Source organism: Anoxybacillus sp. TBDG-1 (genome assembly GCF_054815885.1).
In genome coordinates, this window is the sequence record NZ_JBTZSY010000002.1 from 77822 (window position 1) to 94560 (window position 16739).

16 protein-coding genes and 1 pseudogene are annotated in these 16739 nt (G+C 41.4%); 5 read left to right on the forward strand and 12 right to left on the reverse strand.

Annotated elements, in window-relative coordinates:
- Positions 1 to 167 precede the first annotated feature (167 nt).
- Positions 168 to 1103, forward strand: coding sequence for an MBL fold metallo-hydrolase (locus tag ACYQY7_RS01305; RefSeq protein WP_461200354.1), 936 nt, complete (start codon positions 168 to 170; stop codon positions 1101 to 1103).
- Between the two features lie 29 nt (positions 1104 to 1132).
- On the opposite strand, the gene ACYQY7_RS01310 is transcribed toward ACYQY7_RS01305, so the two are convergent.
- Both ACYQY7_RS01310 and ACYQY7_RS01315 read right to left on the reverse strand, forming a co-directional pair.
- Positions 1133 to 2887, reverse strand: a complete 1755-nt coding sequence (locus tag ACYQY7_RS01310; RefSeq protein ID WP_461200355.1) for an ABC transporter ATP-binding protein — start codon at positions 2885 to 2887, stop codon at positions 1133 to 1135.
- Positions 2884 to 4638, reverse strand: a complete 1755-nt coding sequence (locus ACYQY7_RS01315; RefSeq protein WP_461200356.1) for an ABC transporter transmembrane domain-containing protein — start codon at positions 4636 to 4638, stop codon at positions 2884 to 2886. The genes ACYQY7_RS01310 and ACYQY7_RS01315 overlap by 4 nt, the downstream gene beginning before the upstream one ends.
- Before the next feature lie 179 nt (positions 4639 to 4817).
- Here ACYQY7_RS01315 and ACYQY7_RS01320 point away from each other — a divergent pair, with 179 nt between their 5' ends.
- Complete coding sequence (locus ACYQY7_RS01320) at positions 4818 to 6038, forward strand: NAD(P)/FAD-dependent oxidoreductase (RefSeq protein WP_461200357.1); 1221 nt, start codon at positions 4818 to 4820, stop codon at positions 6036 to 6038.
- 9 nt (positions 6039 to 6047) lie between these two features.
- Here ACYQY7_RS01320 and ACYQY7_RS01325 read toward each other — a convergent pair whose 3' ends face one another.
- The 3 genes from ACYQY7_RS01325 to ACYQY7_RS01335 form a co-directional block, all read right to left on the reverse strand.
- Positions 6048 to 7358 (reverse strand): glycosyltransferase family 4 protein, encoded by a 1311-nt coding sequence (locus ACYQY7_RS01325; protein ID WP_461200358.1) that lies wholly within the window; start codon positions 7356 to 7358, stop codon positions 6048 to 6050.
- Positions 7358 to 8446, reverse strand: a complete 1089-nt coding sequence (locus ACYQY7_RS01330) for a CotS family spore coat protein (RefSeq protein WP_461200359.1) — start codon at positions 8444 to 8446, stop codon at positions 7358 to 7360. Before ACYQY7_RS01330 ends, ACYQY7_RS01325 begins: the two co-directional genes overlap by 1 nt.
- Positions 8447 to 8549: 103 nt before the next feature.
- Positions 8550 to 9044 carry a glutathione peroxidase gene (locus ACYQY7_RS01335; RefSeq protein WP_461200360.1) on the reverse strand — a complete coding sequence of 165 codons (495 nt, stop codon included), beginning with the start codon at positions 9042 to 9044 and terminating at the stop codon, positions 8550 to 8552.
- A gap of 129 nt (positions 9045 to 9173) precedes the next feature.
- On the opposite strand from ACYQY7_RS01335, the pseudogene ACYQY7_RS01340 reads away from it, so the two are divergent.
- Positions 9174 to 9296 (forward strand): annotated as a pseudogene (locus tag ACYQY7_RS01340) (carbon-nitrogen hydrolase family protein); the annotation flags it as partial.
- Positions 9297 to 9394: 98 nt separating this feature from the next.
- Positions 9395 to 9931 (forward strand): hypothetical protein, encoded by a 537-nt coding sequence (locus ACYQY7_RS01345; protein WP_461200361.1) that lies wholly within the window; start codon positions 9395 to 9397, stop codon positions 9929 to 9931.
- Positions 9932 to 9961: 30 nt separating this feature from the next.
- Here the strand turns inward: ACYQY7_RS01345 and ACYQY7_RS01350 are convergent, their stop codons facing one another.
- Positions 9962 to 10663: a BMQ_0737 family morphogenetic spore coat protein gene (locus tag ACYQY7_RS01350; protein ID WP_461200362.1), complete on the reverse strand. Its 702-nt coding sequence runs from the start codon at positions 10661 to 10663 to the stop codon at positions 9962 to 9964.
- A gap of 363 nt (positions 10664 to 11026) precedes the next feature.
- Between ACYQY7_RS01350 and ACYQY7_RS01355 the strand changes: the two genes are divergently transcribed.
- Positions 11027 to 11362, forward strand: coding sequence for a DUF3992 domain-containing protein (locus ACYQY7_RS01355; RefSeq protein WP_461200363.1), 336 nt, complete (start codon positions 11027 to 11029; stop codon positions 11360 to 11362).
- Between the two features lie 35 nt (positions 11363 to 11397).
- Here ACYQY7_RS01355 and ACYQY7_RS01360 read toward each other — a convergent pair whose 3' ends face one another.
- The 6 genes from ACYQY7_RS01360 to ACYQY7_RS01385 all read right to left on the reverse strand — a co-directional run bounded on the left by ACYQY7_RS01360 (position 11398) and on the right by ACYQY7_RS01385 (position 16627).
- Positions 11398 to 11832, reverse strand: coding sequence for a DnaA N-terminal domain-containing protein (locus ACYQY7_RS01360; protein WP_461200364.1), 435 nt, complete (start codon positions 11830 to 11832; stop codon positions 11398 to 11400).
- 52 nt (positions 11833 to 11884) lie between these two features.
- Positions 11885 to 12130, reverse strand: coding sequence for a YuzB family protein (locus ACYQY7_RS01365; RefSeq protein ID WP_461200365.1), 246 nt, complete (start codon positions 12128 to 12130; stop codon positions 11885 to 11887).
- 73 nt (positions 12131 to 12203) lie between these two features.
- Positions 12204 to 12722, reverse strand: coding sequence for a hypothetical protein (locus tag ACYQY7_RS01370; RefSeq protein WP_461200366.1), 519 nt, complete (start codon positions 12720 to 12722; stop codon positions 12204 to 12206).
- A gap of 4 nt (positions 12723 to 12726) precedes the next feature.
- The gene (menC, locus tag ACYQY7_RS01375) at positions 12727 to 13848 is read right to left on the reverse strand and encodes an o-succinylbenzoate synthase (RefSeq protein ID WP_461200399.1); all 1122 of its coding nucleotides are present in this window, start codon (positions 13846 to 13848) and stop codon (positions 12727 to 12729) included.
- A 97-nt stretch (positions 13849 to 13945) separates the two neighbouring features.
- The gene (locus tag ACYQY7_RS01380; RefSeq protein WP_461200367.1) at positions 13946 to 15115 is read right to left on the reverse strand and encodes a sugar ABC transporter permease; all 1170 of its coding nucleotides are present in this window, start codon (positions 15113 to 15115) and stop codon (positions 13946 to 13948) included.
- Between the two features lie 3 nt (positions 15116 to 15118).
- Complete coding sequence (locus ACYQY7_RS01385) at positions 15119 to 16627, reverse strand: xylose ABC transporter ATP-binding protein (RefSeq protein ID WP_461200368.1); 1509 nt, start codon at positions 16625 to 16627, stop codon at positions 15119 to 15121.
- Between the last annotated feature and the right edge of the window lie 112 nt (positions 16628 to 16739).

Here is a 16739-nt window from a genome sequence, read left to right on the forward strand (position 1 = left end):
TATTTTATAAAAAATTTCAAAAAAGGGATGTGACAAAAATCAAACATAAACACATTTTTTATTTATACAAGCAAAAAAATGAGTGAAATCATGTTATATAACAACGATTTTTTATGTATAACAGATTCGTATAATCGAATGAAACACCCATATTGGAGGAGAAGAACATGGGAAAACGATATGAAAATTTAGATGGGGTCTCGACAACCAAAACATTTGCTGATTTACGGCGTTGGTATGCGGAAAGAAAACGAAAAAAGAAAGATTGGTCATATACTTTGCCCCGTGAATATATTGACGCTTCTTTGCTGCATACAAATAAAAAGCAAACGTTGCTCACATGGGTAGGGCACGCTACATTCATTATTCAAATAAACGGGTTGACGATTGTTACAGATCCTGTTTGGGCAAAACGGTTAGGGACAATACGAAGACTAGCGGATCCCGCCCTTCCGATTCATGATGCCCCTTCTGTCGATGTCATATTAATTTCCCATAGTCACTATGACCATTTACATTTTTCAAGCATTAAACAGTTAAAAGGAAACCCTCGCATTTTAGTGCCAAGCGGTTTGGAGGGATCATTTTATAAAAGAGGAATAGGTCATGTCACCGAATGCTCTTGGTGGGAAACCGTTATCGAACAAGATGTTTCATTTACGTTCGTTCCTGCGCAACATTGGTCGAAACGAACGTTATTTGATACAAATACATCCCATTGGGGTGGATGGATCATTGAAGCAAAAGACAAACCGACGTTTTATTTTGCAGGAGATAGCGGGTATTTCCGTGGATTTCGTGATATTGGAGGACGTTTTCGGATCGATTATGCTTTATTGCCGATTGGTGCATACGAGCCAGAGTGGTTTATGGGTCCTCAACATGTGACACCAGAAGAAGCAATACAAGCATTTATCGATTGCCAAGCAAAAACATTTATTCCGATGCATTATGGCACATTTCCACTCGCTGACGATACACCGAAAGAGGCGTTAGACCGCCTTTACGCTGAATGGGAGCGCCGCAACCTCCCGAACGAACAACTACGCGTGCTAAAATTAGGTGAAATCGTGCATTGCGAAAACGAAACCGCCACATCATAAAACGTGGCGGTTTCAACGAATACGTTCATTTACATACATATGTCTTCCTTTAGCCCATTTTGCAAGACGTACATGCGATAATACAATCCTCGTTTTGCAAGTAGCTGCTGATGAGTGCCGCGCTCGACAATTTCCCCTTGATGTAAGACAAGAATTTGATCCGCATCTTGAATCGTTGATAAGCGATGGGCAATCGCAATCGTTGTGCGCCCTTTTCTCATTTTTTCAAGCGCGTGTTGAATCGCTTCCTCCGTTTCTGTATCGATATTTGCTGTTGCTTCATCAAGCACTAATATTTTCGGATTCATCGCAATCGTTCGGGCAAACGCAATAAGTTGACGTTGGCCACTCGAAAACGTCGTACCCCTCTCTGTCACCGGATGATCATACCCCTTTGGCAACTTTTCAATAAACGAATGGGCTTGAACAAATTTCGCAGCTTGTTCAATATGTTCATCCGTCAAATGTTGATGATGAAGCCGAATATTATCGCGCACCGTCCCATAAAACAAAAACGGGTCTTGAAGCACAAGGCCAATATTTTTTCGTAATTCCTTTTTCGGATACGCTTTAATAGACTGTCCGTCAATGAAAATATCCCCGCGTTCAAATTCGTAAAAGCGCATGAGCAATTGAACAATCGAGCTTTTCCCGCTCCCTGTATGCCCGACGAGCGCAACGGTCTCCCCTGGTCGCGCAATAAACGAAATATTTTTTAGCACATCGCGTTTTCCATCGTAACTAAACGATACATTACGAAATTCAACCGTTCCTTTTTCAATAACAAGCGGTTGCTCCTGTTGTTTCGGTTCTTCTTCTTGTTCATCTAACAAGTGAAAGACTCGCGAAGAAGCAACAAGCGCTTGCTGAAACATTGATAGGCGCATCATCATTTGATTAATCGGTTCAAAAAAACGCTCTAAATAGTTGACGAAGGCGTATAACACACCTATTTCAACCGGACTTTGAAAAGAAGAAATACCAAAGTAACTTAAGACGATAATAAGCGAAAATACATAAACGACATCTGTCGCTGGACGAAGCAATAAACTATCTAATTTAATATTTTTCATCGCCGCCGTATAATGTTTTTCGTTAATCGTTCCAAATTGTTCTCTCATCCGCTTTTGTTGACGGAACGCTTGAATAATCGCCATCCCTTGAAGCGATTCATTTAACTTCGCATTCAGTTGGCTTAAGCGCTCACGCAAATCGCTATAAAACACCGAGCTATACTTTCGATAGGTACGAATAATAAAATAAATGATCGGTAAAATAACTAAGCAAAAAGCAGCCAAACGAACATTGAGAAAAAACATCGCAACGAATACGCCAACTAAGAAGAAAGCGCTTTGGATAAACGTGACGAGCACTTCAACAAACATTTCTTTAATCGCTTCCGTATCATTTGTCACTCGCGATACGATACTTCCTGCTGGTGTACGATCAAAGTAGCGCATTCCTAATGATTGCACTTTTGCAAATACATCTATGCGCAACTGTTGAATAATTTTTAATGCGATTTCTTGAAATTTTAATAATTGAAAATAAGAAAGAACGACTTTTCCGATATGTATCGTGATGTAAGCGACTGCTAATCCGATCATCGCTTGAAGTGGAAATGTCATTTGTGCTAAATAATCATCAATAAAAATTTTGACAATAATCGGACCGATTACTTCTCCTGCTGTCGTTAACGCCAAGAGAAAAAAAGCAAACAATAACGATTTTCGGTGCGGTATAGCATAGCTCATTAGCCGCACAAACACTTGCCGTTGATTCATTGTATACCTCCATGTTCCACAAATTGTTCGAGCTGTTGGCGAACGTACATTTCACGATACCAACCATCTTCTGCAACGAGCTCGTCATGCGTGCCACGTTGAACAATTTTTCCATCTTCAAGCACTAAAATCAAATGCGCATGTTGAATGGCACTTAACCGATGCGTCGTAATGATCGTTGTCTTGCCTGTGCGATTTTCTTTTAACGCCCGTAAAATACGCTCTTCTGTTTGAGCATCGACAGCAGATAGTGAGTCGTCTAAAACGAGTACTTCTGGATCGAGCAACAACGCGCGCGCAATCGACAACCGTTGCTTTTGTCCTCCTGATAAAGACACACCTCTTTCACCAACAACCGTTTCGTACCCATCTGGAAACTGCAAAATATCCTCATGCACTTGAGCGAGTTTCGCGACATGCTCCACTTCTTCTTGGCTTGCATTCGGGCGTGCAAAGGCAATATTATCGCGAATGGAGGCAGAAAAAAGAAAATGATCTTGCGGTACATAACCAATCGCTTCGCGCAATCGTTCGATTCGATATTGTGTAATCGAACGTCCACCAAAATAAACATCCCCATCCATGCCAACAAACTCGCGCAATAACACTTTTAAAAGCGTTGTCTTTCCAGCCCCTGTTTTTCCAACAATCCCTAACGTTTCTCCTTTTTTTAGCGTGAACTGGATGTTTTGCAACGTTGGCTTCGTTTCATTTGGATATGTAAAGGAACGAATGTCGTACGTGATGTCGCCTGTCGGTACTTCATCAAGCAATCCGTCATTTTCTTGTATATCTGGTGTTTCACTTAGCAACGATGACACACGGTCATACGAAGCACGACCGCGCTCGACGATATTAAATAACCAGCCAAATGCTAGCATCGGCCAAATGAGAAGCCCTAAATACATTGTAAAAGAAACGAGTTGTCCGATCGTTAACTCTCCTTGAACGACAAAACGAGCACCAAACACGATCGCTAAAAAAAACGACACGCCGACAATGAGCGAAATCGTTGGATCAAACAATGAATCAATGCGCGCAACCGCCATATTTTTCCGAACAACATCATCTGACTGTGCACGAAATGATTCAATTTCCTCTTTTTCTTGACCGAACGTTTTTATCACTTTTATGCCTGCGATGCTCTCTTGTACTTTATCGTTTAAAGAAGAAAACGCCTCCTGCGCACGGTGGAATCGTTGATGAAGTAGAGAACCATAATAGCTCGTTAAATACGCCATGAGCGGCATCGGCAATAAACAAATGAGCGTTAGTTTCCAACTAATTGTAAATGCCATCGTCGCAATGACAAAGCCTCCAATGCATAATGAATCAACAAGCGTCAAAACGCCGACGCCAGCAGTTTGTTGAATCGCTTGCAAATCATTTGTCGCATGTGCCATTAAATCTCCAATGCGGTGATTTTGATAAAATGATGGAGGCATCGTTGTAAAGTGACTGTACAGCCGATCACGCAACAAGCGCGCAAGCTTTGCCGCTGATCCAAAAATCATCGTCCGCCAAACGTAACGACAAACATACATACAAAGCGCAACACCTGCAAGCAAGCTAAGCCACATAACGAGCTTTTCTTTCGTTAGCTCGCCTGCTTTTACAGCATCCACAACATGCCCAATCACTTTTGGCGGAACAAGTTCAAGCAATGAAACAATCGCAAGTAATATAATTCCGATCATATATGCTCTTTTTTCTTGCTTAAAAAACCACATTAAGTCCAAAAATACTTTCACATTCCATCCCTACTTTCTGACATGCCCATTGTCGTTTCGTCCTATTTTATCAAATATTCCAAAAATAAGAAAGCTTTTTGCTATGTCAATATATAAATCCCATTGTTGTTGTCGCATACTTTTACATATGCAGGTCAATCTAAAAAAGACGAAAACAAACAAGAAAGGTGGTTGTAGCTATGAATTTGCAAGCAGGAAAGTTATACTGGCCAACGACGTTTCCCGATGCCCCTTCGTATCCGCCACTAGACGAAGATATTCAATGTGACGTATTAATTGTGGGTGCGGGCGGATCAGGGGCGTTGTGTGCCTATTATTTAAGTGAAACCGACTTAGACGTTGTCGTCATCGACAAACGAAAAGCGGGATACGGAAGTACGATGACAAACACGGCACTGATTCAATGTCTCGGGGATAAAATGTTTTTTGAACTCGTTAACAGCTTTGGCGAAACGTATGCCGCACGTCATTTAACCCTTTGTCAACAAGCCGTCGATGAACTTGAACGAGCAGCAAATTGCTTACATATCGATGTGGAATTTCAAAGAAGGGATAGTTTGTATTATGCAAGCGTTGCGGAAGATGTCCAAAAACTCGAAAAAGAATATACGGCGTTAAAAAAACAAGGCTATCCTGTTGTCTGGTTGAATGAACAACAAATTCGTAGCCATTATCCGTTTGCAAAACATGCCGCTTTATATACAACTGGGGATGGAGAATTAAACCCATATAAATTGACAATTGGTTTATTAGAATATGCGAAACAACGAGGGGTACGTATTTTTGAAGAAACGGAAATGAACGGAAAAAAACTTGAACAACATATGGCAACATGTTATACGAAAAACGGATATACCATTCGAGCACGAAAAGTCATTTTCGCCGCAGGCTATGAAACGTTAGAAGTGAAGCAAGAAAAAAAGGCGTTGCTCGTTAGCTCATATGCTGTCATTACAAATCGTGTTGAAGATTTTTCAAGTTGGTATAAGCGAACGCTTATTTGGGAGACGGCGCGCCCGTACGTATATATGCGCACAACGGCTGATAATCGCATTATTATCGGCGGGCTGGATGAAAATACCGCTTATGCAGATGACCGTGACGCGAAGCTCATGCATAAAAAAGAGCGACTGATCGAAGAATTTCATCGGCTATTTCCCGATATTCACGTCGTTCCTGAATTTTATTTAGCTGCTTTTTACGGCGGGACGCACGATGGTCTTCCGATGATTGGTGTATATGATTCCTTCCCGAATTGTTATTTCGTCTATGCTTACGGGGACAACGGAACCGTATATAGCACTGTACTCGCTCAAATTTTACGCGATGTCATCACAGAAAAACAAAACGATGACTTTTATTTGTATATGCAAACAAGACCAAAACTCCCACAAACGTAAGTGGGAGTTTTATGTCGTAATCGCCCATACAAATGATTTTTTTCTTTTTTTGTTTAACACTATTTCTTCTTCAATTGGCTGTAAAGATGGTAAAACTGGCTCGGTCGACTGTTCTGCAACGACTTGCCCAAAAGTTTCCTTAACAGAAACAATGGCTTCTGTCGTAGAAAGATCGATTTGTTCGACATGTTGCCATACATGAAGCAAATCTGATGCCACGCGCTCCCAACGATAAAGCGACGTAGCTAATTTACGCCCGTTTTCTCCCATTTTTTTCATTAGTGTACGATTTGATAAGATGTGTGTCATTTTTTCCACAAAATCTTGCGGATCCTCTGGTCTTTCGACAACGACACCATTTTCATTTGGAAAGATAACTTCAGGATTGCCACCACGAGCAGTAGTCACAATCGGAAGCCCTGCCGCCATCGCTTCGTAATGGACACGAGCAAGCGGCTCTTGCCATTGCGATGTACAAACGAATAAATCAGCGGCGGCAAACCAGTTTTGAATTTCATTTGGCGGTACGAACCCTGTCGCTACAACGGGGACGGGCAATCTTTTAGCTAACGAACGAACGTAAGCGATATAATCGGTTGTCCCTTCTTCGCTAAACCATTTGCTTCCGACAATAACGAGCGCTAAATCATTAAATCGCTTCGCAAGTTCCGGCAACGCTTGAATGAGTTTGTCAACCCCTTTATTCGGCGACAACCGACCGGCAAATAAAATAACTGTTTTTTGATCTATTCCGTGCGCTTGGCGTAGTTGTTTGCGAATCGATGTCATATGAGGATGATTCCCTGGCAAAAACCGCTCGGAGTCAACGCCGGAGTAAATCGTCCGTAGTTTTCCTTCTGCTTCTGGATATAGCTCGCGAATGACTTGACCGATGTAGTTGCTGATCGTCACAATCGCTGATACTTGTCGCACCACTTGTTCTGCTTGTTCACGGTTGATTTTCGCTAGTTGAAACATGTCGTTATGCATGCTGAGCGTAATTTTTGCATGAGGAGCAACTTGGCGGATCGGTAAAACAAGGCGTGGTCTATTGAAAATGTGGATCAGATCAAACGGATGCGCTTGCACGTATTGAATGACATGGTTGCAATACGTATCAAATATCCCCCCAGGGACACGCACATAATGAATGCCGTCAATCGTTTCTTCGGTTGGCAATGTTTCGTGTTGTACTCCTAGCACAGTAATGCGATGGGCGTAGCGAAGATGAGGGAGAATGCCAGAAATATATGTTTGAATCGCACCTCCAAGCACAGGAGGAACAGGTAACTTTTCTGTACAAATCATTAAAATATTCATCAATTTCCGTTCTCCTTCCAATCGTTTTCAATTTCAGCGAGCACTGGCCATTTCGTCGCATCTGTTGCAACAATCGTCTCGATCAGTTGCACCGTTTGTTCGTTTAAAAACAGCTCTGGACCATACACTACTTCTTTTAAGTTTTTGTAAAATTCATTTGGAAGCGACAAATCGATCATGAATACTTCATATAATGAAGCGTCGATCGGATTCGCTTCATGATACGCTCGAATCATTTCACGTACCCAATGAACGTCCCAACGATATAAATCGGCCATTGTGCCGGAAATAAGTTTTCGTAAATCGCGAATCGGTAAATCAAATGCGACACCGTCTAAATCAATAATCCACATGCCGTTCGCACCCATTTGTCCATTCGACCAGCCATAATCTTGATGTACTAGCCCCCACTCGCTATGTCCACGCTCGACTAATTGATCATATGGGGATTGTTGCAGTCTTGCAAAACTTTCGCGCGCCTGAGCTTGAAAGTGATCGACAACTTGCAATAACATGGCGCTTGCTGGCATTTCTTTATATACGTTAGCTATTTGGCGAAACCAGTCCATTTTGTTTATTGTTTTTTCGTACGTTTTCGGCCATTTATACAGCCGGGAAGCAATTTCTGCTCCTTTTGGAGGAACGTATCCTTTACTTAAACGATGAAATTCACCAAGCGCATAACAAAGCTGCTTTGCTCCTTCTAAATCTTTCGCTACTGGAAATAGCGGTTCAATCCACTCCGCTACAAACCATAGTTTTCCGCCCGCTTCCACATAATCCATTCCGTCTTTCGTTTGTACGATCGGCGGGACATTTGCTTTTTGCACATCGACTAAATATCGCTGAGCGCCAAGGCTAAACAAACTGCGTGTGGGACGACGATGAAGCAATTTCAAACTTTTTGGCCCTTTGTTCGTTTCTAATTTCCAAATGGCTCCTCCTTTATCTGGTTTCGTCGTGACGACTTGCCTACTTTGAACAGATAAATCGTAATGGCGCAAAACATCTTCTGCCATTTGTTCAATATAATCCGGTACGAAAAACTCGGGCATCGTTTCATCTACAATCCACGGTTCAATGAACATATAACCCCTCCTATTTGGCGTCAATCTCTACTATCTCAGCATATGCACCATACAAAAATCCGTATAGACAAATCCATTACGCCCACCAAAAAACCGTCTCTTTTCATTCAGAGACGGTTTCACTAAGCAATTGTTCAATATGCCGTTCGAGTTCCAATGGCTTTGTCGTTGGGGCAAACCGCGCAATCACTTGACCATTGCGATCGACTAAAAACTTTGTAAAGTTCCATTTCACCGCTTTCGTTCCTAACATACCTGGCGCTTGTTCCGTTAAGTAAATGAAGAGCGGATGAGCGTTTGGACCGTTGACGTCTAATTTCGCAAACATCGGAAACGTTACACGATAATTCAATTGGCAAAATTGTGAAATTTCTTCTTCCGATCCCGGCTCTTGATTTCCAAACTGATTGCACGGAAAACCAAGCACAACAAAACCACGATCTTTATATTTGTCATATAGCTGTTGCAATTGTTCGTATTGCGACGTCAATCCACATTTACTTGCTGTATTAACGATGAGTAATACTTTCCCTTTATAATGCGCTAACGGTTGTTCTTCACCTTGAATGGTGCGTACGTGAAAATCGTAAATGTTCATTCCCACATTCCTCCTTTAGTGCTATTGTAACATACGAAGCATTTTTTCTACACAAATAATGCTCTAATTCAGACAAACGAAAAAATGTTCGCTGTAATGATGAAAAAAGACAAAAAGAAGGTGCTTTCATTGAAAATACGCGTTAGTGCAGTTCAATATTATTTACATACGATTCAATCGTTTGAACAGTTCGTAAAACAAGTTGAACATTACGCAAAAACAGCGCAAGAATTTGGGGCTGAATTTGTCCTATAGCTACTTATCGAATGGCGCAACCCGTTTTTATAACGACCCGTCCACACCTTCTTCCTCTTTCGTTCATACAATAAAGTAGAGGGGCGGAAGAAGCGATGAAAAAATGTTGTTGTGCACCAACGCGTCATAAACCGACACCACCACAGCGCGATGAATGCCCATGCTGTGTCGAAGGAATGAAAGATGTATTAGCACAGCTAAACGGAAAAAAAGTCGATATTGCAACACTAGATCAAACAGGACTAGGGCAAGGAAATAATAATTTTATAGTCAGTGCGATCGAAAACGACTTGATCGTCACGGGTACGATTCCTGGAAGTGGACAAAATAGACGTTCTGCCGCTTTTCCGATTCGTAATATCGTTGGGGTGAGAGGAGATGTGCTAAAAACGATCTCCCTTCCCGCCATTGACGAAATGTGCGATTGTTGCGAACGTTCAATTACAAGCTTTTTACAACGTATTCAAGGTCAGACGGTAGATGTCGACACACTAGCTACTGGACAGTTTAACAATGTACAAAACGTCAACGTTGATGCAGTTGGGAAAGGAACAGTACGTCTAACAAAAGGAAACGACACATGGATCGTAAACAGTTGTTTTATTTCGGGCATATTTGGCTTTTCGCTATAAGAGAGCTTCGCTTCACGCGTCGCTCTCTTTTTATATCGGGCAACTTGGTATATGAACATGTTGTGGACATATGTTTACTTGTTGTTCGACACGCGGTAGACATATCGTTCCTTCTAATTCCATTTTCACACGCCCAAGCGCTTGAACATGTTGACAAAGATGAACAGAAATAAATATTTGTGGACACGTTGTTGAAAGAAGCACCGCTTTACAGTCAGCTACAACCGTTTCACAAACGACGGCGGTCTCTGATGGGGCACATAATAACACGTCTTCGACCGTTGCTAATGAAATCGGTTTTGTCTTCCATACCGTTCCGTCTTTTCGGATGCATTGCACCACAACAAACGCCTCGATGAGAACATATACTCGCTGTAAATTCACATGTTTTTCATTCGGCAACGTGACATGCACCGTCTGACGTTCATCAAGTATGCGACAAGTCATCTGTTCTGGTTCAATCGGCTGTCCGCATGCATCAGTCAATATGCAACAAATATGTTCACAATCGTTCATACGATGGAGCTGTTGATGAAGTTGAATACATACACGTCCGACGCACGTCGTGCCATCTCCTTCACACTCAACTTGAACGTCATGTAAATGTGACATTGTCACTGAGCGTGATTCTCCTTCTTGCAACGAGAAAACAAATTCTCCATTTATAAAGACGTCCATTTTTTGTCCGCACCCTTGCTCATATACGACGGTCACCGTTCCAAACGCTTGCACGCTTTCTTCCGCTGACCATACGATCGTTTTTTTTTTCTACAAGGTATACAAATGTCAACACAAATATCGTTCTTCACAATAGGTTCTGTCAACGTTTCCTTTTTTGTCAATTTTACCGATCGCGCAACCCAGTCAAACACTTTTTCTACATGAATACAATGCTTCTCCACGTGCCACTCCCTCCTTTTCATTCGATATATCATACTATGTGTCGATGTATATTCGTGCATAGGCGTACGGTGAAAAAATGTAACAAAAATAGGTGCAAAACAAAGGACAAAATCCTATACACGTTTTCGTTTTTTTGCATTGTATATAAAGGAAGATGATTCTTCTAATAAAAGACGAGAAGGAGCGGATACAATGAGCTGTGGAGGATGTTGTCCAGACCGTCCAATTGTGACGGATGAAGTTTGTCAAAATTGGGAGTTTTCATGTGATAGTACAGATCATACGATTTGGGAAGCAGATGGGGATGTTATTAAACCGTTTGGAACAGTAACTGTATTAGTTGAAAATAGTTGTGATGGTGTCGAAGTACGCGTTAATCAAACATTAATTGCTACATTAAAGGAAGGGCAATCATTTTCAAAGACATTTAATAGTTTACGTAAAGTATCGATTCGCTGTTTAGGAGGATCTGGCGGTTCTATTTGTTGTGGAAAATTATGTATGACTGTACATTATAAAAAATGTTAATGAATTAAGGTGTTCCGCTCGCTGGAACACCTTTTTTAATGAATATACGTCTTCGACACGGGTTGTTCATCGGTTGCGAGTAGTCGTTCAAGAAAGTCGGTACGTTCACGCAGTTGTGCCACCTCTTTTTCTATTTCTTCCATTTGCCGTTCCACTTTTGTGACGCGCGCTTCGAGGTTCCACGTTTGTTTTTCGAGGGTAATCATGTAGTTCCACATACGCATAAATTGCTCGTTAGAGAGTTCATGGGGTGCCTCTAACTTGACAACCACCCGTTTTCCGCAAACTTTTTCGATCGCTTGTTCAATGTAAGGCATATACAACGTTTCAATCCAACTTTTTTGCATTGGGTTTGTGCAATGAATAGTGACTGTATGTTCTTCCATCGTTGCTGTCGTTCCTTCAATCCATGTTTCAAAAGCAAGTGAGGACATCATGCGAGATAAAACGTTTTTCACTTCTGACCACATCGTTCTCTCCCCTTTCACACATGAAATTAAACAAAAACAAAAAAATTCCTGCTTATTTTTCCCGAAACGTCCACCATTGTTTTGTCATTTCATAAGAAATACGATCATACAGTTCGTCCGTTGTCGCCGCTTTTACAGCTTCTCCGTCAATTAAAACGAACGGACAATGTTTGCACATTTTGCATTTGCCGATGCAATCTTTCCGCTTCACTTTCACATGTTTGAACGTTTGTTTTAAAAATTGATACAACGTTTTCGTTGCGAATTTATTCTTTTTACAAAAATATACTTTTTTCATTCAGCAACACTCCAAGTATGATAAATATAATCATTTTCACTTCTATCATACTTGGAATATCACATTCCTTCAATTATTTTTGTTCAGCATACAAAAGCAACTGTTCCAGCGAACGAATGATATATGGAATCATCTGTAATAAATCATCAACATGGCTTTCGTTAATCGTACGTTCGAAATCAATCGTCACTTGATGAGTATATCGTTCATGTTTTGGGTATGTATACGTTAACGTTTGTATAACTGTGCGCTGTTCCCCCCAAATGTGCTTTAGCGCCTGTTCTACGTCTCGGCAATCGACATGTGTAGCTGAAAAAGAAAACGAAACCGTCACGGTGCAACCTGCGTTCGTGACATCTTCGTGTAACAACTCGTTTGCAATATGTTGAAGCGTCATTTCAAGCGAAATGGTGCACGTCACTTCATGCGCATGACGCAATTGAAAAGAAAGCGCATATGCGCGCGTAAATTTCGCTAAGTCGACAACATCAGAACGATCTACGACTGTAATAAGCCCATCGCTTACATCTAAATCATATATCGCTCCTTCTACCACCGTTTTTAAATTATCAAAAATCGTCGGGTCAAACATATCCTCATCCTTTCACACGGTTATATACTTTTGAACGAACGACACGCCTTTCGACTTCCTTCATATTCACTTCATAGCCTATACCGAACTGTTTCGAAACGAAAATGCGTCCATGATGAACGGTAACTTCTGGATCAATGAAATCACGGTCCCAATAATTTGCGGACGCAGCGGTATCACTTGGCAAAGAAAAATGCGGAAGTGTTGCTAAAGCGATGCTATGTGCTCGTCCGACTCCACCTTCTAACATGCCGCCGCACCATACAGGAATATGATGTTTTTGGCATAAATCATGAATGCGTTTCGCTTCCGTTAATCCACCTACTCGGCCAATTTTTATATTGATGATTCGGCAACTTTGCAATTCAATTGCTCTTTTGGCATCTTCGTATGAACATATGCTTTCATCTAAACAAATCGGTGTGTTTAGCTTTGCTTGTAATTTCGCATGATCAACGATGTCATCTACAGCAAGCGGCTGTTCAATCATAAGCAACTCATAGTCATCGAGCGCTTGTAAGCGATCGATGTCGTGTAACGAGTAAGCAGAGTTTGCATCTACCATTAGCGGAACATGCGGAAAATGGTGACGAATCTCTCGAACAACATCTACATCCCATCCTGGCTTAATTTTTATTTTCACACGCCAATACCCTTCCGCAAGCGCCTGTTCGATCCGTTTTAATGTATTTGTTATGGACTGAATGCCAATGCTGACACCCACGTCCACTTCTTGTTTTTCACCGCCTAACGCAACGTGTAATGGCATGTGATGCCGTTTCGCAAATGCATCCCAAACGGCTCCTTCAAGTGCTGCTTTTGCCATATAATTGCGGCGAATCATCGAAAATCGGGCGTGCAGCTCATTCGGATGATAAACAGGTGCTTGAAAAAGAAGCGGAATTAAAAATGCTTCAAGCATATGCCACGTCGTCTCGATCGTTTCTTCTGTATACCACGGAGCAGAAAACGCAACGCCTTCTCCCCAGCCGCGCACACCATCTTGATCTATGACTTCAACTAATAAAATCGGGCGCATTTTCATCGTCCCAAAGCTTGTTGTAAACGGCGATTTTAATTCCATTTCTAAGTATCGTAAAATAACTGTATGTATTTGCACAAAAATCCCTCCAAGCTCATTATACAAAAAGGAGCTGGTATTGAATATTTTTAGCAATAAAAAACTGATCGTCGGTGAAGTGACGATCAGCTTTTTTATTTTTTTAATTTGTTTTCCGCTTTCGGCTAGCAATATCGATCCAAACGGCTAAAATTAAAATACTTCCTTTTACAATGTATTGCCAAAATGTTTCCATACCTAGCAATGACATCCCATTATCAAGCGATGTCATGACCATGGCACCGATGATCGCACCGATAATTGTACCAGATCCGCCCATTAAGGATGTTCCACCGATGACGCAGGCAGCAATGGCATCTAGCTCGTACATTTGTCCCGCTGAAATCGTTGCCGATGATAAACGCGCTGTTAAAACGAGTGCAGCGATAGCAGAAAGCAATCCCGTAAAAACAAACAACATCATCGTATGACGTTGGATGTTAATTCCAGATAACCGAGCGGCTTCCACGTTTCCTCCGATGGCGTATACGTGACGACCAAACGTTGTTTTTGTCGCAATGAATGAGAAAATAAGCGCCAAGGCAATGACAAAAATAATCGGAAACGGAATTCCTTTATAACTGTTCATTGTAACAACAAATACTAAAATAAGTGCACTAATAACGAATAATTTTGTTAGTTCAAAAGGTAATGGCGAAACAGTGAAGCCGTATTGTTGGCGCGATTTTCGCTTGCGAAACGTTGAAACAAATAGCGCAACGACGGCCATCGCCGCAAGTATAATACCAAAAACATCTGTAAAATATGCGCTTCCTAAAGCAATAAACTGCGCATCAAAAATTGGAATGGTTGTTGACTTTGTGATTCCCATTAATGCTCCGCGGAAAATCATCATTCCACCTAACGTAACGATAAACGCAGGAATGGCTCGATAAGCAACTAACCAACCTTGCACAAGTCCGACAAGTGCACCTGCAAGCAACGTACATAAAATGACGACAGATGTCGGCATCCCCATCCAGTTGCTTAAAATGGCTGCAACACCACCTGTAAGACCGACAATCGAACCGACGGAAAGATCAATATGTCCTGCAACAATGACAAGCACCATACCAATGGCTAAAATAGCTGTAACCGACATTTGTGTAAATAAGTTCGATAAATTGCGGGCACTCAAAAATGTCTCATTTAACATACCAAAGAAAATCCAAATAGCAATGAGTGCACCGATCATCGTATAAGCACGAATATCTATTTTGCCAAATACATTTTTCTTTTTCGGTTGCTGCTCGATGACTGCCTTTATTTCCATAACTCATTCCCCTCCTGTCGCTGCCATCATAATATTTTCTTGTGTTGCTTCATCGTGCGACAATTGTTTCACGATTCTCCCTTCACGCATAACATAAATGCGGTCGCTCATTCCTAAAATTTCTGGAAGTTCAGAAGAAATCATCATGATAGCAACGCCTTCTTTTGCTAATTTATTCATTAAGTGATAAATTTCATATTTTGCTCCAACATCAATACCGCGCGTCGGCTCGTCTAATATTAAAAGTTTTGGTTTCGCCATTAACCATTTCGCCAATACAACTTTTTGCTGATTCCCTCCAGATAACGTACCGACAGCTGTTTCTAAAGATGCTGTCTTCGTTTTTAGTTCATCGACATATTTTTGGCTCCACTTTAATTCTTCATTTTGATTGATCACTTGTAAGCGGCTAATATTTTTTAAGCTAGCTAATGTCGTATTTGTTTTCACATCCATTCCAAGTACAAGCCCCAACCTTTTGCGGTCTTCTGTGACGAGTGCAATACCTGATCGAATCGCATCTTGCACCGAACGAATGTGCACTTGTTTCCCTTCCAACCACACTTGCCCTTCTGCTTTTCCTTCGTATGCACCGAATAAACTCATCGCGAGTTCCGTTCGTCCTGCCCCCATCAATCCTGCAATGCCAACAATTTCCCCAGCGCGAACAGTTATATGGATACTGTCGTTGATTTTCATCGGCTTTTCTTTATGCCAAACAGAGTAGTTTTTCACTTCTAATACGACATGACCTAGCGTTTTTTTGACGTACGGATAACGCTCTTTCAACTCACGCCCAACCATGAGCGCGACAACTTCATCCTCGTTCGTTTCTGCACGTGAAAGCGTCGCAATTGACTTTCCATCGCGCAGTACGGTAATCGAATCAGCAAGTCGAAATACTTCTGGCATTTTATGAGAAATATAAATACATGCAACCCCTTGTGCTCGTAGCTGTTCTAAAATGCCCATTAAAATTTCAACTTCACTTTCTGTTAACGCTGCGGTAGGTTCATCTAAAATTAAAATATTTGCTTGTTTGGCTAGCGCTTTAGCAATTTCAACTAACTGCTGTTGTCCAATACCAAGTGAGTGGATTTTTGTTTGTGGAGAAATCGTTAGTCCCACTTTCTTTAACCATGTTTCTGCCTCATAATATAATTGATCCCATTGAATGACGCCAAATTTTCTCGGTTCACGACCGAGAAAAATATTTTCACCAATTGTCATCTCTTTAACGAGTGCAAGTTCTTGGTGGATAATCGCAATTCCTGCTTTCTCGGCATCGACAATGTTGTGAAACTCCATCGGTTGTCCGTCAATGCGAATTTCACCTGAATACGTTCCGACTGGATAAAGTCCGCTTAACACTTTCATCAACGTTGATTTTCCCGCGCCATTTTCACCACAAAGCGCATGAATTTCTCCTTTTTTCACTTTGAAACTGACACGATCAAGTGCTTTCACACCGAGAAACTCTTTTGTAATATTGATCATTTCTAACGCATACATTCGTTTCACTCCCGTTGTATCATGTTGAAAAACGATTTTGTCAAGGGCAAAACCGTTTTTCAATTGTATATTTTAGGTAGCTCACATCGGTAAGAGGTTGCATATTTGTGAG